Consider the following 18,119-nt stretch of genomic DNA (forward strand, 5'->3'; position numbering starts at 1 on the left):
AATGGGAGTAGAAAAAATTAAAGCAGCGTTTGAAAATGGTAAGAAAGCATTTATTCCGTACGTAATGGGCGGAGATGGTGGCCTTGAAAAATTAAAAGAAAGAATTCGTTTTTTAGACGAAGCAGGAGCAAGCATCGTTGAAATTGGCATCCCGTTTTCAGATCCAGTCGCAGACGGTCCAACGATTCAAAGAGCAGGGAAACGAGCACTAGATAGCGGTGTAACAGTAAAAGGCATTTTTCAAGCATTAATAGAGGTAAGGAAAGAAGTGCAAATTCCGTTTGTACTCATGACATATTTAAATCCAGTACTCGCATTCGGAAAAGAACGATTTATCGAAAACTGTATAGAAGCAGGGGTAGACGGCATCATCGTTCCAGATTTACCGTATGAAGAACAAGACATTATTGCACTGTTACTTCGAGAGGCCAACATTGCGCTAATTCCACTCGTTACCGTAACGAGCCCAATTGAGCGAATTGAAAAAATTACGAGTGAATCAGAAGGATTCGTCTACGCCGTTACAGTAGCGGGCGTAACGGGAGTACGTCAAAACTTTAAAGGTGAGATTCATAGTTACTTAGAACAAGTAAAATCACATACGCATTTACCGGTAGTGGCAGGGTTCGGTATTTCAACAAAGGAACATGTAGAAGAAATGATTACAATATGTGATGGAGTAGTCGTTGGAAGTAAAGTTATTGAGCTGTTAGAAAATGAAAAGCGAGAAGAAATATGTGAATTAATACAGGCAACAAAACAAAAAGAAGAGGCATAAGTCTCTTCTTTTTGTTTTACGTAATAAATGTTAAAATATACAGAAAATACATATAACTTAGAGGGTGAGAAGGCATGCTAAGACGGAAACTACTATATCTTCTTTTAACTGTACCACTATACGCTTGGCTCATTAGCATGACGACAATAGAGTTGATGGCTCTATTTTTAGGATATGTATTCATCTTTTCCAACTTAAATCGCATTCAAGAGCAATCTATTTTAGAAATATGTATATTTTCGATTAGTATAGAACTATTTAGTATCGTTTCGATTGTATTATTAAACGAATTATTTCGCTGGATCCATTCATTTGAGTTAATGAAATTTGGAAATGTTGTATTGCAAGTCATATGTGCTTATATTGTGTTTGTTGTGTTAGATAAAATAGTCGGACAGCAGAATGTTTTTCAGGATAATAGAAAATGGGAGTGAAAAGGAGCCGTTTGGCTTCTTTTTTTAATCTGTTGTAAAAACAATTGAAAAATATTACATCTGTTATATAATAGTTAAAAATTGTATTTTAAACGAAATGAGATGATAACATGGCCATATTGTTGGCACTTATCCCAATTATGATGATTTTCATTTGTTTATTTTTATTTAAACAAACGTCATTAAGATCCTCGTTAATTTCTTATGCGGTATGTGTTGGAATCGTTTTACTCTCGCCAACGTTTCAATTAGGGATAAGTGAAACTGTGCACGCAACGATTAAAGGATGGTTAATTTGTTTTATCGTTGGGTACGTGTTGTTTTTCGGTATTTTTTTATTTCACCTCATGAACAAAATGGGGTACATCGACCAAGTAGCACGTTTTCTAGAAGAGGTTACGCATGATCGTTTATTACAAATGCTTCTTATGTGTTTTGGTATTTGCCCACTAATTGAATCAGTAAGTGGATTCGGAATTGGTTTCATGGTTGCAGCACCTATCTTTCTATCATTAGGCTATAAACCGTTTCAAGCTGTACTACTTTCGTTTATTGGTTTACTAGCTAGTTCATGGGGCGCAATGGCAACTGGTACGATTATCGGTTCGCAGCTTATAAATATGCCGCTTACAACACTTGGCACAAATACGGCACTACTAAGCATTCCGATGTTTGCTTATTTCGTCATTCTTTCTTTACACGTTGTTGGTGGCTGGCAGGCTGTGATTGAAAAGTGGAAGGAAGGATTCGGCTTCTTTCTATTATTTTCTCTCGGAATCTATCTTTCTAACGCATACGTAAGTGTTGAACTCGCAGGTATATTAAGTTCCATCGTTACAATTACATTTGGCTTTCTTATCATTAAAGTAAAAGGGAAAAATGAACAAAATCTAATAACAGAACATGCTGCGGCAACGGAAAGAGAAGCATCTATTATAAAAATTATTAGCCCTTATATATTCTTAACTGTTTGTATATTGCTTTCTCGCCTCGTACCAGCATTACATGATTTGTTCAGATCATATGCAGTCCTTGATTTAAAATCATACTCTTACAAGTTAGAAATGCTATATTCACCAGGATTTTGGCTCGGTATGACTTGCTTATTTACTATTATTTTCTTCCGTATTCCATCTCATATTATTAAACAATCAATCTTGCAAACGATAAAACAATGGATTCCTTTTGCGATTACGACAACAATGTTTATCGCCATTTCAGAACTAATGGGTGCATCTGGTATGCATGCATTATTGGCAAAAACAGCAGGTGAAACATTTGGAACGTTTTTCGTTTTCGTTGCTCCGTTTATCGGAGGAATCGGTGGATTCTTAACAGGTAGTAATGCAGGCTCAAATGCGATGTTTATAAAACTACAAATGCAAACTGCGCAAAACGTAGCACTTCCGTGGCAATACGTCACAACGCTTCAAAACACCGCGTCATCAGTAGCGACAATTGCTTGCCCATCACGTATTACATTAGGTGCGTATTTATGTAACATCCCGTATCGTGAAAATGAACTATTAAAGAAGACGACGCTAATGATCTTTGGTGCGGTGTTGCTCGTAGTAGTAGAGGTGATTGTTTGGTATATGTTGAGAAATTAAAAATCCTCCTAACATGGGAGGATTTTTTTTATGATTGGATAATGTTTTAAATATGTAAAGCTTCTACTAAATGAATAGGAGATGAAATGTATGCCCCTAAAAAACTACGGCGTGTTAAAAGGGACAGTTATACAATCAAAGATTGGAAAAGGGAAAACACCTCATTATCAAGTTCATTTACAAGGCGAAGCAGAAGTAGATTATCGTATTGCAATTAACGTGAAATCGCAAAGTTATCCGTCAGAAGTTTTATATTTTGCGAGTAATGATATCCGGTCAGAAGCAATTCGTATTTTACCGACATTACCATTCGGTTTTACAGAAATAAAAAACAATGAACCGAAAGTAGCGTTAGACTATGTAAGAGGTAATGTATTTGATTCGAAGCAAATGATTCCTTTACCTGCTGAAAAAGCAGGAGTAGATAATGATTTAAATGAAAAAATAGAACGTTATATAAAACGAGCAATAGAAGACAAAGCGATTATTTACGCGTTTGGTGAAAGATGGGGACCAGAAGAAAATACACCCGATTCTTATTTTCATTTTGAACCAGGAAACGGTATACACGATATTCACATGAATCAAGGAAATGTAGAGAAATGGAAAGGTGATAATGGTATATGGCAAGACGGAGGCATACTCATTCACTTCGAAAAGGAAGAAGAGTGGATTGGTATCTTTCTTGCCTTCCAATCACAGTCATGGTGTACCGATGAAGAAGGACATGCTCGTGTTCCGGTTGAGCATTGTGATTATAAGAACAATACGTGATGAGAAGAGCTAGTTCGTAATGAACTAGCTCTTCTCATTGTAAACAAGATAAATGGTATATAGTGGTGGGATTATGTATGCAATATTAAAAATGGTGATAGAGTTATTGATTTTTATTCGTATTAGAAAGTAGGTATCAATTAGCAGTACAAGGAGGTCTAGCTTTGAAGATAACGGAAGAAAATGTTGTGCAACAAATAAAAAAACGTAATGAGAAAAGCATTACGTTTATTATTCAAACATACGGCAGTTTACTCAGCGCTATCATTAAAAGATATGTACAGAGTAATCAGCAAGATTATGAAGAATGTTTAGATGATGTATTACTAGCTATCTGGTTTCATATCGACTCATTCGATCCAAGTAAAAATACCTTTAAACAATGGATAGCAGCAATTGCTAAATATCGAGCAATTGATTATCAGCGGAAAAATGCGAGAAATTGGAAACAAACTGTTTGTACGGAGATTAATGATCGTCTGTATCAAGAACAAAGAAGACAAAACGATTTCTTAGACGTACAAGAATTGCTCAGTAAACTGTCAGCAACGGAGCGGAACATTTTTGAAAAGTATTATCTAGAAGGTGTACCGTCTCGTGAAATTGCATCCCACCTTAATGTGAAAGAGTCATGGGTTCATAACAAACTGTCACGTGGAAGAAAAAAGCTCAAACAGATTTTTATTTTTAAAAATGGAGTGTGAGGGCATGTCTATTTATAAAGAGTTAAATGATATTCAGCTGGACATCACAGAGTTTGAAGAGATTCCTTTAACCAAATTAGAGGAAAAACATTGGGAAAAACGTGTGAAAAATAAGCTCCGGAAAAACAAACAGTCAAAGAAATGGTTCGGAGTTGCAGCAGCTTGCATGTTAATGGTCAGTATTACAGCCCCACTTGGACAATCTTCTTTAGCAAATACTCCATTTATTGCTGGATTGATTGAAAAATATCTTGATGAACAGCAACCGCGTGACTATGCTCCCTATAAAACAGCTATTGGAAAAACTGCTGAAAATAAATACGGTAAACTGACTTTAAACGAGGTAATAGTTGATGATAATAAACTACTCATCAGTTCAACATTTGAGCCAGCGAAGGGTGTGGAATTTGATTATCAAACATATTTAATCCCACAGGTACGAATAAATGGCCGTGATTTTTCTAGTATAAAGGATGCACAATCAATTGAAGTAAATGATTCTATGTATAAAATCTACGGTGGTGTCGAGTTAAGTGAAATGCCACAAACTGACGAACTTCAAATCGAAATTACTTATAATACATTCAACAGGGATACTGTAATTGAGCAACCATGGATATTTGATATTGAAGTATCGCAAGCTCAGTTGATGAAAGAGAAGCAGACGTTTGATTTAAATGAAACAATTGTTTTATCTGATGGCAATAAAGTAAATGTTAAAAAAGTAGTTTCAACGCCGATTTCTACAACAGTTTATTATGATGTAACACAAAGTACAAATGAAGATATTTATTTTAAAATTGAATCAGAATCTGGAAAAACATATATATTTAAAGAGGCATTTGCATCGAATAAAGAAGGAGACATTTCTTTTAGTAGATTCGATGGAATTAATGTATCGGTAGGAAAATATTCACTTGTACCGTATTCGGGGAAAGAAAACGAAGTGATTGGGCCATCTATTCCGATTCAATAACTTATTAAATCGGATAAATAGTCATCTAAAAATAGAGGAGGGCGTTCAAAACGAACGCCCTCCTCTTATTTTATAAAACCCAAAACTAACAAGTGTAGAAAGACAAGAGAACAGCAGCGCGACACTAGAAAATGCAATGAGGTACATATTATATTTCATCACTTTGCCAATGAGTTGGTTACTGTCGTACTGAAATAGTCCTGCGATTATGTTGAATAAAAATAACACGATAAACATGACGATCACACCGTCTATTGATCCTTTAATATCTGGTTTACTTAAAGCAATATGTGCAGAAATACAAATGGCGATAAATAAAAATAACCAAAAGGAAGGATTCAATACATTACTTATTGTAAATAAGCTTTTCAATAATACGAACGTCGACAAGAGCATATTCTGAACCATTTCTACATTAATAGAAGTAGAAGCGATTGTTTTTTCGAGAGTTGTATTAAATAAGAAATATGAGTCGGGTACGAAATAGCGCATTAAAAGGATTAATGCAGTAATACCGGAAATAATAGGACCGATTCCAATGAAGAAGTTCCCAATTCGTTGATATACACTTTTTTGATTGTATTGATGTTGTACGTAGCCTAAAGCACCTTGACTTGTATCTGTTGGGAAAAACTGCGTTGCTACGATTTTATGACGAAATAGTACACACATAATGGCATGTCCAAGTTCATGAATAGGAACGCCAATCCAAGCCGTTAAAAGGAATCCTTTTCTTCCGAAAGCTCTCGACCAATACATGCGTGTGAGAGATTCTAAATAGCCTAATAGAAATCCAATTACAATGATAACGCCAATTAAGGAAAATAATTGGATTACGCTTGTAAGGAGTATTTGAAAAATTGAGTTTACCAATTCCATTGCCAGTCATCCAATCTGTTAAAAATGTTATTTGTTCTGTTTCATAATAGCATTATTTTTCAAGATTGCTAGCACATATATTTTCATTTGAAAGAAGGATTTCATAATCTTTTTCTTGTAGTCATGTTTTATGTACAAATTCATATATTGAATTTGTAACACCCCATATGGTATCTGCTTAAGGAGGGAATGAAAGAATGAAATGTCCGGCGTGTCATACGGAAAATGCTGCAGAGGCAAAGTTTTGCGGAAATTGTGGACATTCGTTGACCGAGGAAGTAGTAGCGAGTGGTGCACAGGAAGAAGGTGAGCAACAAGCACGCGTAGCACCAGCAAAGGAAACTCGACCGAATGAAAAGGTAGAGCAAGCGAAGCGGTTTGCGAGTGGCTATTTTCAGTTCTTTAAAAATGCTTTTACATCACCATCGGCCATTATGAAAAGTGGAAATATGGAAGTGCGAAATGGAATTACAAGTCTTGTTCTTATTTGTTTTTTAGGAGCATGTATTTTTTATAGAATAATGAGCGCTGGGGCAGCGCTTACGAGAACATTAGTGCCAGATTTATCTACGGCTTCTTTCTTTGGAGAGTCTATAAAGGTCTTTTTATTTTTACTAATTTTAACTTTATTTGTAGGATTTGTTGTTTTTGTAAGTGGTAAGATGATGAAATCATCTTTTTCGTTTCTTGAAGTATTCGGTATATGGGGAACGATAGCGACGCCAGCTATTGCTATATTGGTGCTTTCTTTTCTTTTTAGTTTTTTATTAATCTTTTTCTTACCAATCTTATTAGGGCTGGCTATAACGTATATGGGAATTAGTATAATTGTAGCTACAGTAAAATTAGATAACGGCGGATTAGATCCCGTTTACACACTTCTTATCGCAAATATTTTAATCGGAATTGCAACATTCATTGTACTGTGGTCTTACATGATCACGATAATTCGAGCCTTTACACAGGGATTCACTGGCCTCTAAAGAAAAGGTGGATGAATGTATGTACAAAGTAAGTGTGGGACTCAGTTTGAAGATTGAATCTTATAATGTTGAACTAATCAAATCAAGAGAATAAACACGTGAAAAAGGTACAGTGTATAACTGTACCTTTTTTATGGTTATTTATCTGAACCAGGATCCCTTGAGAAAAAGATGTGAAAGAGAAATGTGACTTTACTTGATCCTCCTGATGTACTAGCTTGTATATGGGATAAAGGACCAGATGTTAGAGCTGCCTCGGAATGGGGTGGCACGACTATTTTGAGCGCATGATCTGAATCTGGCGAAGCAGTAACAGTTATTGTATCGTCAGAAAAGTTCAAAATTTTAACGGAACCGACTGGAAAGATGGATTTGCCAGCATGTGATGCTGAAGCGAATTGGGTAGCTTTCCAAATATCTTGCGCAAAAGTATCATCGTTAGATAACCAAGCACGAGCGCTGTATATTGTTGCATTAATGGAAAATTCTTGGTCAAGTGAGAGGGCGGGTTTCGGTTCTTTTGGTTCTTGCGGTTCATCTGGAAGCTGGGCGAGAAGGCTGGCGCACATGTATGTTTCACCTACTTTCAATAGTAACTGTTATAGCATATTAAACATGTTGTTTTTAAGACACGACGATTACCTATTCAGGCATAGGTTTGTGCACCAAATTTGAACATGAAATTCTCTTTCTTTACAATAGAAAGTAGGTGTTATTTCTATAAAATATGGAAAACGTAAAGAGTATGTAAAAAATAAGGAGTGGTAAAGTGAACTATGTCATTATTGGCGGAGATGCAGCTGGTATGAGTGCAGCTATGCAAATTGTTAGAAACGATGAAAATGCAAATGTTGTAACGTTAGAAAAAGGTGAAATTTATTCGTACGCGCAGTGTGGATTGCCGTATGTCATTAGTGGTGCTATCGCTTCAACGGAAAAATTAATCGCGCGTAATGTAAAGACGTTTCGTGATAAATATGGAATTGATGCGAAAGTACGACATGAAGTAACGAAAGTAGATACGGAAAAGAAAACGGTGTATGCAGAGCATACGAAGACGAAAGAAGTTTTTGAATTTCCGTACGATCGTTTATTAATTGCGACTGGAGTGCGTCCTTTTATGCCAGAATGGGAAGGTCGAGATTTGCAAGGCGTTCATCTTTTAAAAACAATTCCGGATGCTGAGCGCATATTAAAAACGTTAGAAACGAATAAAGTTGAGGATGTAACTATTATCGGCGGCGGTGCGATTGGACTGGAGATGGCAGAAACATTCGTCGAACTTGGTAAAAAAGTAAGAATGATTGAGCGAAATAATCATATCGGTACAATTTATGATGCAGATATGGCTGCATATATACATAAAGAAGCAGGTAAACATAATATTGAAATTTTAACGAATGAAAATGTAAAAGCATTTAAAGGAAATGAAAGAGTAGAACAAATTGAAACGGATAAAGGAACGTATAAAGCGGATCTTGTTTTAGTGTCGGTTGGAGTAAAGCCAAATACTGATTTTCTTGAAGGAACAAATATACGTACAAATCATAAAGGGGCAATTGAAGTAAATGCATACATGCAAACGAATGTGCAGGACGTATATGCAGCTGGTGATTGCGCAACACATTACCACGTTATAAAGGAGATTCATGATCATATCCCGCTCGGAACGACTGCCAATAAACAAGGCCGACTTGCAGGACTGAATATGCTTGATAAACGAAGAGCCTTTAAAGGTACGTTAGGTACAGGTATTATTAAATTTATGGATTTGACGCTTGCAAGAACAGGCTTAAATGAAAAAGAGGCAAAAGGACTACATATTCCGTATAAAACAGTCAAAGTAGATTCTACAAATATGGCGGGCTATTATCCAAATGCGAAACCACTTTATTTGAAATTACTATATCGCTCTGACACGAAACAATTATTAGGCGGACAAATAATTGGAGAAGAAGGTGTAGATAAGCGAATTGACGTAATCGCAATGGCACTTTTCAATAAAATGAGCATTCATGATTTAGAAGATGTCGACTTAAGTTACGCACCACCATATAACAGCGTTTGGGATCCAATTCAGCAAGCGGCAAGGAGAGCGGAATAGCACTTTTAAAGTGCTATTTTTTTTGCAAAGGTAGGTAAACTTTTTTAGCGAATAATAAAGAGGGAGAAACAGTTACATATAGGGAAGGGGATCATAAAAAATGTTTGTAACACTTCAAACAGTTCAAGAATCAGAAAAAGAAATATTACGTAATTTGTATGCACTATATCTTCATGACCTCTCTACATTTACTCCTAATATAACGATTGAAGAAAATGGCTTTTTTGAATGCAAAGATTTACACATGTTTTGGGAAAATGACGGAATCACTCCGTATTTTATAAAAGCTGAAAATAGTATTGTAGGATTTTTATTACTACTGGAACGTCCATACTTGAAAAAAGAAAATGACTTTGGCATAAATGACATTTTCATATTGAATCAGTATAAGGGAAAAGGAATCGGTAAAAGAGTTATTGAGAATTTATTAAAAGAGAAACGAGGGCAGTATTTTGTTATCGAACTTGTGAAAAATGTACCAGCAGTTTCTTTTTGGAAGAAAGTATATAGGGAGCTAAGCATCGAATTTGATGAGAAAAAACAGTTAATCGATGATGAAGAATGTCTTGTTCAAACGTTTAAAATATAATGAAATCGATGCTCCTAGTATATTACTTTGAAAGTTAACTATATCCCGCGTTAACGGACAGTAAAACTCCCACCTCAAAATTCAGTTGGAGCAAAGAAGTTAGGTGGGAATCGGGCTGTCCGTAAACGTCCGATTGGTGAAGGCTGATAATCAGTGGGGGATGAACAAAACCCCCACTGATTAAAGTTTCACTTTATTTCGAATATACCGTTCACCCTTGAAAACATAGTACTTATCGCTTATATTTTCATATAGTATTTATTTTAAAATAAAGCAATGAACGAACCAGGGGGCACAGTATGGCAATTAATATGAAAACAATTGAAGAATGGATTGCTGAATCAAACGCAAGACATGAAGAAGACTTTGGAAACGTTGTTGAAGAGATGAAAGAAGTATGCGTTGGACTTGATAATGCGACATTAATTTATACGAAAAATGTATTTTGTTTCGGTAAGAAAGTAGAAGTATTGTTCTTCTTCCAAGACCATGTCGTGATCGGACAAGAAAAAGACGAATATGTTGAAATTGAAAAACTAAAGTATGATGCTATTACACATAGTAACTTAAAAACAAATGACAAAAATACAACGCTAGAATTAAAGTTTGCTAATGGACAATCTATCAATTTAGATAGTTTAAATGATAACTATGGTACGAAAAATTGGTTATTCGCGAGACAAATTAAGAGTATTTTTAAGTTAATCTAGTAAAAAAGCAGACCTCAAAGGGTCTGCCTTTTTATTTGTTTCCTATTACACAAAGGCATCCTCTTTCTTCATAACATTTCACGCTTGTAAATCCTGTTTTATAAAATAGGTTTACTATTTCTTCATTCGTTTTACATTTCTCCATATGATATTGAATTTTGAAGGTTTCAGCTACTAATAAAAAAGATCCATTCGGTTGTAGGACGCGAAATACTTCTTTTATATCTTGTTCCACATCAGGCCAAAAGTAGTGCGTTTGAAGAGCGGTAATGAGATCGAAGAAGTTTGTATGATAGGGAATAGAAGAAACACTTGCTTGTTGAATAATGACTTTTTGGTTTTGAACATCTTTTATATTCGTTTGTATAGAATTTTTTACAGCTTGATCGGAGTAATCAATCCCATATATTTTCCCAAGTGGAGTTCGTTTTGAAAGAGTGTGTATTGTTTTGCCTCCGCCACAGCCAATATCTAATATGACTGCATTTGTCTTTATATGTACTTTCTGTAATGCCCAATTTGTTAGTCTCGTATGTGCACTGTTCATAATACAAAGCATGGAAGAACCAATTGTCCCGCGAGGCTTTTTTGCTTGCTGAATTAATCGTTGGAAAATGCTCAAGTTAAAATCTCCTTTTATGTAAGAATATATACTCATTTCGCTTTTTATAAATTAAGTCCTTTAAAAAAAGCACGCCGGTGGGCGGCGTGCTTCTAATTACGCAAATCCCCTTTTAACCAATTCCGCGCTCGATACGCCCCAACAGGAATTTGAATGAGAGACGTTTCATTTCCAGCATCTATTTCGTACAACTGATCACATGAATTTGTATCAAAGCTAAGTAAAGGGTGCCCAGCCATTCCCATTGCGGTCGCTGCAAAAACGAGTTTATGAACGAGTATACCAGCTTCCATTTGGTGAATACGGTATCCTCTATAGCTTAATGCATTTGTATAGTAATCTTTCTTTCCGACTACATGTAGGCAAAGCGGTACTTGAAAAAGGTTTACATTATCCATCGTCATACTAGATTGAAGGGGATAACGAAGGTCTCCGTACCGAAGTGGTTGTATGGAATGCGTTTTACTGTTATAAGTGTAAGCGCCGTTTTCTATATCTTTTACATTATAGAAACATCCATATAATGAGACGCGCGCATTTTCATTTACATACTTACCATCAAGGTCGTTGTAATAAGGGAAGGAGAGGCTCGCTTCTTGTAGTAAAGTAGCGAGCTCGGCTGCATCCCATTTCGTTAAAGTAAAGTCAGCATCAGGGGAATACCGCTGTTTACAAAGTTGTAAGAAATCATACGATAACCGTTCTACTTGCGGCAACTGTACAGCGTACGCATGATGTTGATAGCGCTCTTTATGATGTAGCGTTTGGAAGTGCGCTGTCGATTCAATCATAGAAGCTTCATTTATTTTTGCTATCATTGGATATTCATTTACATGTTTTGAGCGAACGAAATGTTCATGTGCTAACGGCGGAATTTGCTGTAACAACTCATGAGAAGTAACTGTTTTATTTTCACGGTAATCATTGTGAAACCAATTAGATTGCGGTTCTGTACTTAAAGGAACGACAGCATACACACTTTCTTCGCTTTCTGATAGTCCGAGCAAATGATTGATTGCCCGGTCTAGAAACTGAAAGTATACGCCATTGTTGTAACCGAATTGTTTGGCACATTCGAGTAATTGTCCGATGAGAACACCACTATCTAATCCTTGAAGTCGATATGAAAAGTTATTGTATTTAAAGAAGTTTTTCCAAAACATAGTGGATACGAATGCAGCGCCAAAACAAGACTGTATGTTACAACGATTGCCAAGTGCCTCAGTAAGATAAGAATCAAAATTTCCTTCACGAAGTAAGATAAGCCGGTGATGCGCAGCGTCGTAATGGTAAATACCGTCTGGATAATGATCAATCTTTAAATATATATACAATTCATTTGGATATAAAGCGCCGCCTGAAGGGATAGATCTTCGAAATAAAATTTTCTCGCTATTTAGCTGACATAATTGTGTTAAACCAAATGAGGACCAAAGGTAATGACCAATCTCCTTCAAAGTAGGTGTAGTAGAAGAGTTAGGTAAAGATAATGGGATTTCTAAAGGGAGAGGGATGACAGGTACATTTCGATATAATTTATAAGGAAGCGGTGCATCTTTCCAGTCCACTTCATGGTTCGGCATAATTTCATCGATAGAAAAATGGAGATGATGTAAAAAGGTATCCAGCTGCATAAAATCCCCTCCTTTACTATGGAAACGGATGCGGATGTGGATTTAATTGTTCATTCGTTAAAGGTTCGTTTGTATATCCAAGTGTCATCGGCACAGTATATACTCTATCTAGTCCTGTAACTCGAGTGAGGTGATGGCCGAACGTCATCGGTAGCATGCCTGGAATAATGACTTTTACGCAATGTAATCCGTTCTTTTCTATAAGAGGTACGGTTTGATCTACAACGACTACTTCAAGTCCAGATTGCTGCAGGCGGTTTAAAAGTTGATGAAGGTCGGATGTTAAATCAAGGTCAACAGATTGTATTGTATTCATTTCTTGGAACGTTTGCACCGGTGCATCTTCACGTAAAAGGAAGTGAAGACGTTCTTCCGCTTCTTTCAATCCGTACAACATACTATGGTCTTCCATTTTATTTACGAGATAAGGGTCTTGTAAGCAGTTTTCGTAGTGCTCTCTTTTTTGTTCGAGTTCATCGTCTGTTATTAGTAACATACCTGCTATTTCGTGAATAGCACTCTTTAAAGCGCGGACTGGGTCCAAATGAGAGCCCCCAGCACAAACAACGTTCATTCCATTTTCTCGCGTATTTTTCGCAATTACCCATAAGCTTGGGATACCGTGTTCCATCGTTGCGTTAAAAGCATGTAACTCATACCCAGTAATTGTGTACAGCCGCTGGATCATTAATTGTAATTCCGTATCATTTGCTGAATTAAGATCAAGGCGGGGAAGGGGTAGTTCGGTATACCAAGTGAGCAAAAAGGCGTCGCGCTCTACAATTTCTAAAATACCGTGAAAAATTGCTTCTTCTAAACTACCACCAATGGCACATCCATTTGATGTTTCATATACGTAAGCATCTCGATGACCGAGGCTATAATAAGCGATTGATTCAGGAACTAAAATTGGCTGATTTTGTAGTAAAGAGTAGCCCCATACCCAGTTTTGTTCGTAGTCAGGATCAAAAGGTTTAAACGGGAAACTATCACGATTATAATGTTCATTTGTATGTACACCGAGCGAGAGGGGATTCAGTGCATAATCCTCTAAATCATGAAAACTACCATGCACATTCGTCTTTTTTCCTCGAGGTGACATACCACAATATCGTTCTAAACCTTCTAAAATAGCAGTCGCTTCACTCATTGCAAATGAATGAGTTCGGCCTGCAACACCTTCATTTCCAAACATTAATGGCATGTTTATAATAACGTCAGCAAACGGTAATAAAGAATGCTGCATTTTTCCGTTCAACATACCGACGCGGTAATCTAAATAATCTCTCGTTAAAAATGTGTTTAGTTCATGAATGGAACGACAGCGATATGTTGTATCACTTGTTTTTAAGCTCGGTTGTAATGAAATCACAGCTGCATCTGCCGTATCGTCAGGCAAATTGCTACATACAGGGCAGAGCGGATCTGGAAGAAAAGAATGCCGCGTACATTGCAGTGTTTGTAAGTTTAGTAAAATGAGTTCGTTTTCTAAAGAAGAATGGCGATGAGCTAATATCTTTTCTGTTTCTGCGCAAATAAGATGGCACATTTGTAACATGCCATTTTGGGTGGCACATACATCACGCCTCGTTACGTTATCTTCTTTTACCGCGTATTTTCGTTGTAGCTCCCACATTTCTTTTTGATCAAAACCAGCGATAAAGCGTCGTCCATCGGCACAATGGGTACAGCCAGCTGCAAGAGGATGAATGTAAGGACCGATAACACCTTCACCAAATGAAGTAAACCCACGTAGCCACGGAATCTGATTGGAACGAAAAATTAGCTCGGCATCATGATGAATAGCAGAAGGAGAGCCATCGTGTAATACGAGAGCGAGTTGAATATTTTCAGGGAGTTCGTCTGTAATAGTATGTTGGCGAATAATGGAAAATTGTTCACTTAATTGATTGTGTACATAGTCTGCAAGTAAGCCATCTCCTATAAGTAATATATTTTGAGTCATAGACTATCCTCCTTTGCAATTAATACCCCGTACACACCATCTAAGTTTTCTTTCAAAAATGGTTCAATTGCTAAATCAAATACGAATGGATAAAAATTATGTTCTTCTAAATGTTGCAAGGCAAGCTGTACAGATTGCGTGCTTGGAATTTCTTCTTCCGCTTGTATTTCTAACCTAAAAGAATCCGTGTCATATAAAATAATAGAGGATTCCGGCAAAATATTAGCTCTGTATGGAGTCTCTTCATTTTGAATATGAAGAAGGGATAGTTGTAGTGCGTGTCGTAACGCTAACGTTGTATTAATATTAGATGCGCCGTACCATCGCTCATTTATACCGACCCAAACGACTGGAAAGCTGAGAATCTCTTCACTTACTGCTATTTTAGGTGTTTCATGAATTGTAGCGAGAGCATCGTAATAAAATCTACAATGTTTATCATGAATTTCGGTTAATTCGACCGTCGTAATTTCTTCTAGCATATGTGACTGCCGCTCATACAATTTGTTATTTAAGTGTTGTTGTAGCGCCCGGTATACACCTTCTGTCATTGTTTCCCCAGCGCCAATACCGATATCGTTATGTTCAGGAATAAGGCGGTGCATAATTTCTGCTACATATGTTTCAACTCCTGCTAAACCAGCTTCTCGGCGTGCTTCATTATGAGTCAAACCACCACAAGTCATAAGGGGTAGGAGGGAAGCAGGACCATCTGCTAGTGGAGTAGCTACTTGAATATTGCATCGTGATAACGGTAATTGATATAAATCTTGTTCATCCCATACATGGAATATACCAGCTTCTTTAGAAGTTAATGAATCGAAAAAACGGAATAAATCAGTTGAGGTATGTTGGTTGGACCGATGTTCAAGTTGTTCAGAAAGATTTTCTATCGTATCAATTGTAAAACTTTCATCTGTTGCGAGAGGATGTTTTATAAAAGGATGCCATGCGCCTTCGAGTGTTTCATAATTTAATAAAAAGAATTGTGGTTCTTTTTCTCGGTAAGAATCATCAGCGACATGCTTAAATAATTCAAATACGATTATATTTGCTAACATTGCAGATGTAACGGGTGAAAATGATGCTGATGAATGTTCATTTTGTAAAGTCGTTTCATGTAGCCGATGCCATGCGGATTCCCAGCATTCTTCACGATTAGCTGTGACGATAGGGCCGGCTATACCAAGTGCTGATAAACAGACGGCTGGTATGAAGTTCTTTCCTGTATCTCTACAAATCGTGTGAACTGCTCTTAAACCTTCAATATCTCCATTTTGAGAAACGTACAAAATCCAGTCGAAAGGTTCGAACACTTCATGCAGGGGACGATCAATTGTCGTATCTATTTCTTGAACAAGGACGTGATCATCTACTTCATGTGCAAGTTCTACTAGCTCATGAATGCGTTCGTAATTTGTTTCCGCATAATCTGTAATAAGGTAATGAAAGGTCGGTAATCCAGATTCTAATAAAGAAGAAACTAAGGAAATAAGCATATCTCCAGAACCAATTATAAGGACATTTGCCGCGCGATACATTTCGAATTTTAGAGCGCCTGAATGAGAATCCGCTTCTAAAAATTCAATTTGTGAAGCGTATCTATCAAGTAATGCGCTATTTAATTCATGAGGTGCATCTTGACTTACATCCCGAACGAAACCATTTTCATATAAAATCTCTCCGATTTCAAATACACGATTTTGATAGGGGAGAGGGAGACCATCGGTTATTTCTGCTAAAGAGTAATTCCCGTTAAACATCGGCATTAATTTTTCAATCCAGTTGTAAATTCCATCACCGTCCATACGAAATGAACTGGCGTTATTTCGAAAATAGACACCCCCGTTTGAGTCGGGGAGGAAGAAAGTATCTTTATTTGCTTTCAGTTTTGTATGAATTGGAAGGTTACTCATATTAATCCTCCTTACGTTTAGGCATACATTATTAACTTATGTTATGAAATTTGTCCCGTATGAACGCAATAAAAAAAGGCTGTAGAATGATTCATTCTACAGCCTGTAATAGATTATTAATCTATCAACCTTCTAATAATAATGATTTTGGATCTTCAAGCATATCTTTAACAGCAACAAGGAAGCTAACTGCTTCTTTACCATCAACAATACGGTGATCGTAAGATAAAGCGATGTACATCATTGGACGGTTTTCCATACGTTCTGCATCAATTGCAACTGGACGTACTTGGATTTTGTGCATTCCTAAAATACCAACTTGTGGGCTGTTTAGAATTGGTGTTGACATTAGAGAACCGAATACACCACCGTTTGTAATTGTAAATGTACCACCTTGTAACTCTTTTAATGAAAGTTTGTTATCGCGTGCTTTCATACCTAAATTACGAATTTCGCTTTCGATTTCAGCGAAGTTTAATTGGTTAGCATCGCGTACAACTGGAACAACTAATCCATCTGGAGCTGCTACTGCAATACCGATATCATAGAATTTTTTAATGATAAGCTCGTCGCCTTGAATTTCAGCATTTAATAATGGGAATTGTTTTAATGCTGCAACAACTGCTTTTGTGAAGAATGACATGAAGCCAAGACGTACATCATGTTTTTTCTCGAAAGCGTCTTTACGCTCTTTACGTAATTCCATGATTGCAGTCATATCAACTTCGTTAAATGTTGTTAACATTGCAGATGTTTGTTGAACTTCTACAAGACGTTTTGCAATTGTTTGACGGCGGCGGGACATTTTCACGCGCTCAACTGGTTTTTCGAATTCCGTTTTTGCAACTGGAGCAGGAGCTGGACTTTTTGGAGCAGCTGGTGCTTCTTTTGGTGCTGCAGCATGAGCTTGTACATCGTGTGGTCTCACACGTCCAAGTGGATCTGTGCTACGTACGTCGTTTAAGTCGATTCCTAATTCACGAGCCATTTTTCTAGCAGCTGGTGATGCGATAGGACGGTTTGTATTTGGTAAACCTTGTAAAGTTGCAGTTTGCTCAGCATTTGGTGCCGCAGCTTTCGGTGCTTCAGCCGTTTCTTGTTTTGGTTGCTCAGCCACTGGTGCAGGTGTACTTACTGCAACTGGTGCTCCGTTTGCATCTAAAATTGCGATAGTTGCGCCAACTTCAACTGTATCCCCAGGTTCGCCTAGTAACTTCGATACAATACCTGAATCTTCTGCAATGATTTCTACATTGACTTTATCCGTTTCAAGCTCAACAACGCTGCCACCTTTCTCAACTTTGTCGCCTACGTTGATAAGCCATTGTGAGATAGTTCCTTCAGTAATAGATTCTGCAAGCTCAGGTACTTTAATTTCGATCATTTTAAATGTCCTCCCCTTATTTGCCTAACGGTGTGTTTTTTCTTCTTTTGTCTTCG

General features: G+C 36.9%; 17 protein-coding genes. 10 read left to right on the forward strand and 7 right to left on the reverse strand.

Annotated features, from left to right (window positions below; genetic code table 11):
- Position 1: 1 nt before the first annotated feature.
- The 6 genes from trpA (at position 2) to FS742_RS16200 (ending at position 5,276) form a co-directional block, all read left to right on the forward strand.
- Entirely contained in the window at positions 2 to 778 is a 777-nt protein-coding gene (gene trpA, locus FS742_RS16175) for a tryptophan synthase subunit alpha (RefSeq protein ID WP_144613611.1), read from the forward strand.
- A 74-nt stretch (positions 779 to 852) separates the two neighbouring features.
- Positions 853 to 1,212 carry a DUF4029 domain-containing protein gene (locus FS742_RS16180; RefSeq protein WP_144613613.1) on the forward strand — a complete coding sequence of 120 codons (360 nt, stop codon included), beginning with the start codon at positions 853 to 855 and terminating at the stop codon, positions 1,210 to 1,212.
- Between the two features lie 110 nt (positions 1,213 to 1,322).
- Entirely contained in the window at positions 1,323 to 2,822 is a 1,500-nt protein-coding gene (locus tag FS742_RS16185; RefSeq protein ID WP_144613615.1) for an L-lactate permease, read from the forward strand.
- 90 nt (positions 2,823 to 2,912) lie between these two features.
- On the forward strand, positions 2,913 to 3,596 hold the full coding sequence (locus tag FS742_RS16190) for a DUF2278 family protein (protein WP_144613617.1): 684 nt from the start codon (positions 2,913 to 2,915) through the stop codon (positions 3,594 to 3,596).
- A gap of 164 nt (positions 3,597 to 3,760) precedes the next feature.
- Complete coding sequence (locus FS742_RS16195) at positions 3,761 to 4,300, forward strand: sigma-70 family RNA polymerase sigma factor (RefSeq protein WP_144613619.1); 540 nt, start codon at positions 3,761 to 3,763, stop codon at positions 4,298 to 4,300.
- Between the two features lie 4 nt (positions 4,301 to 4,304).
- Entirely contained in the window at positions 4,305 to 5,276 is a 972-nt protein-coding gene (locus FS742_RS16200) for a DUF4179 domain-containing protein (protein WP_144613621.1), read from the forward strand.
- A gap of 45 nt (positions 5,277 to 5,321) precedes the next feature.
- Here the strand turns inward: FS742_RS16200 and FS742_RS16205 are convergent, their stop codons facing one another.
- On the reverse strand, positions 5,322 to 6,155 hold the full coding sequence (locus FS742_RS16205; protein WP_144613623.1) for a hypothetical protein: 834 nt from the start codon (positions 6,153 to 6,155) through the stop codon (positions 5,322 to 5,324).
- A 197-nt stretch (positions 6,156 to 6,352) separates the two neighbouring features.
- Between FS742_RS16205 and FS742_RS16210 the strand changes: the two genes are divergently transcribed.
- Entirely contained in the window at positions 6,353 to 7,138 is a 786-nt protein-coding gene (locus tag FS742_RS16210) for a zinc-ribbon domain-containing protein (RefSeq protein ID WP_144613625.1), read from the forward strand.
- 137 nt (positions 7,139 to 7,275) lie between these two features.
- Here FS742_RS16210 and FS742_RS16215 read toward each other — a convergent pair whose 3' ends face one another.
- Positions 7,276 to 7,707 (reverse strand): hypothetical protein, encoded by a 432-nt coding sequence (locus FS742_RS16215; RefSeq protein WP_098095519.1) that lies wholly within the window; start codon positions 7,705 to 7,707, stop codon positions 7,276 to 7,278.
- Positions 7,708 to 7,907: 200 nt separating this feature from the next.
- On the opposite strand from FS742_RS16215, the gene FS742_RS16220 reads away from it, so the two are divergent.
- The 3 genes from FS742_RS16220 (at position 7,908) to FS742_RS16230 (ending at position 10,541) form a co-directional block, all read left to right on the forward strand.
- Positions 7,908 to 9,242, forward strand: coding sequence for an FAD-dependent oxidoreductase (locus tag FS742_RS16220; RefSeq protein WP_144613627.1), 1,335 nt, complete (start codon positions 7,908 to 7,910; stop codon positions 9,240 to 9,242).
- 100 nt (positions 9,243 to 9,342) lie between these two features.
- Complete coding sequence (locus FS742_RS16225; protein ID WP_144613629.1) at positions 9,343 to 9,831, forward strand: GNAT family N-acetyltransferase; 489 nt, start codon at positions 9,343 to 9,345, stop codon at positions 9,829 to 9,831.
- A 299-nt stretch (positions 9,832 to 10,130) separates the two neighbouring features.
- The gene (locus FS742_RS16230) at positions 10,131 to 10,541 is read left to right on the forward strand and encodes a DUF3908 family protein (protein ID WP_144613631.1); all 411 of its coding nucleotides are present in this window, start codon (positions 10,131 to 10,133) and stop codon (positions 10,539 to 10,541) included.
- 31 nt (positions 10,542 to 10,572) lie between these two features.
- Here FS742_RS16230 and FS742_RS16235 read toward each other — a convergent pair whose 3' ends face one another.
- From FS742_RS16235 to odhB, 5 genes are all read right to left on the reverse strand, one after another.
- On the reverse strand, positions 10,573 to 11,163 hold the full coding sequence (locus tag FS742_RS16235; protein WP_144613633.1) for a class I SAM-dependent methyltransferase: 591 nt from the start codon (positions 11,161 to 11,163) through the stop codon (positions 10,573 to 10,575).
- A 92-nt stretch (positions 11,164 to 11,255) separates the two neighbouring features.
- Positions 11,256 to 12,797 (reverse strand): SagB family peptide dehydrogenase, encoded by a 1,542-nt coding sequence (locus FS742_RS16240; RefSeq protein ID WP_144613635.1) that lies wholly within the window; start codon positions 12,795 to 12,797, stop codon positions 11,256 to 11,258.
- 16 nt (positions 12,798 to 12,813) lie between these two features.
- Positions 12,814 to 14,763: a TOMM precursor leader peptide-binding protein gene (locus tag FS742_RS16245; RefSeq protein ID WP_144613637.1), complete on the reverse strand. Its 1,950-nt coding sequence runs from the start codon at positions 14,761 to 14,763 to the stop codon at positions 12,814 to 12,816.
- Positions 14,760 to 16,679, reverse strand: a complete 1,920-nt coding sequence (locus FS742_RS16250; protein ID WP_144613639.1) for a putative thiazole-containing bacteriocin maturation protein — start codon at positions 16,677 to 16,679, stop codon at positions 14,760 to 14,762. Before FS742_RS16250 ends, FS742_RS16245 begins: the two co-directional genes overlap by 4 nt.
- 124 nt (positions 16,680 to 16,803) lie before the next feature.
- Positions 16,804 to 18,063, reverse strand: a complete 1,260-nt coding sequence (gene odhB, locus FS742_RS16255) for a 2-oxoglutarate dehydrogenase complex dihydrolipoyllysine-residue succinyltransferase (RefSeq protein WP_144613640.1) — start codon at positions 18,061 to 18,063, stop codon at positions 16,804 to 16,806.
- Positions 18,064 to 18,119 lie beyond the last annotated feature (56 nt).

This window comes from Bacillus cereus (assembly GCF_007678085.1).
Lineage (GTDB): Bacteria > Bacillota > Bacilli > Bacillales > Bacillaceae_G > Bacillus_A > Bacillus_A cereus_BE.

Excerpts from the sequence above, each read along its gene's own strand:
- FS742_RS16245 (WP_144613637.1), bottom strand. The coding sequence starts at position 14,763 with ATGACTCAAAATATATTACTTATAGGAGATGGCTTACTTGCAGACTAT.
- FS742_RS16190 (WP_144613617.1), top strand. The coding sequence starts at position 2,913 with ATGCCCCTAAAAAACTACGGCGTGTTAAAAGGGACAGTTATACAATCA.
- FS742_RS16205 (WP_144613623.1), bottom strand. The coding sequence starts at position 6,155 with ATGGAATTGGTAAACTCAATTTTTCAAATACTCCTTACAAGCGTAATC.
- FS742_RS16250 (WP_144613639.1), bottom strand. The coding sequence starts at position 16,679 with ATGAGTAACCTTCCAATTCATACAAAACTGAAAGCAAATAAAGATACT.
- FS742_RS16215 (WP_098095519.1), bottom strand. The coding sequence starts at position 7,707 with ATGTGCGCCAGCCTTCTCGCCCAGCTTCCAGATGAACCGCAAGAACCA.
- FS742_RS16180 (WP_144613613.1), top strand. The coding sequence starts at position 853 with ATGCTAAGACGGAAACTACTATATCTTCTTTTAACTGTACCACTATAC.
- FS742_RS16240 (WP_144613635.1), bottom strand. The coding sequence starts at position 12,797 with ATGCAGCTGGATACCTTTTTACATCATCTCCATTTTTCTATCGATGAA.
- FS742_RS16210 (WP_144613625.1), top strand. The coding sequence starts at position 6,353 with ATGAAATGTCCGGCGTGTCATACGGAAAATGCTGCAGAGGCAAAGTTT.
- odhB (WP_144613640.1), bottom strand. The coding sequence starts at position 18,063 with ATGATCGAAATTAAAGTACCTGAGCTTGCAGAATCTATTACTGAAGGA.
- FS742_RS16225 (WP_144613629.1), top strand. The coding sequence starts at position 9,343 with ATGTTTGTAACACTTCAAACAGTTCAAGAATCAGAAAAAGAAATATTA.
- FS742_RS16230 (WP_144613631.1), top strand. The coding sequence starts at position 10,131 with ATGGCAATTAATATGAAAACAATTGAAGAATGGATTGCTGAATCAAAC.
- FS742_RS16185 (WP_144613615.1), top strand. The coding sequence starts at position 1,323 with ATGGCCATATTGTTGGCACTTATCCCAATTATGATGATTTTCATTTGT.
- trpA (WP_144613611.1), top strand. The coding sequence starts at position 2 with ATGGGAGTAGAAAAAATTAAAGCAGCGTTTGAAAATGGTAAGAAAGCA.
- FS742_RS16200 (WP_144613621.1), top strand. The coding sequence starts at position 4,305 with ATGTCTATTTATAAAGAGTTAAATGATATTCAGCTGGACATCACAGAG.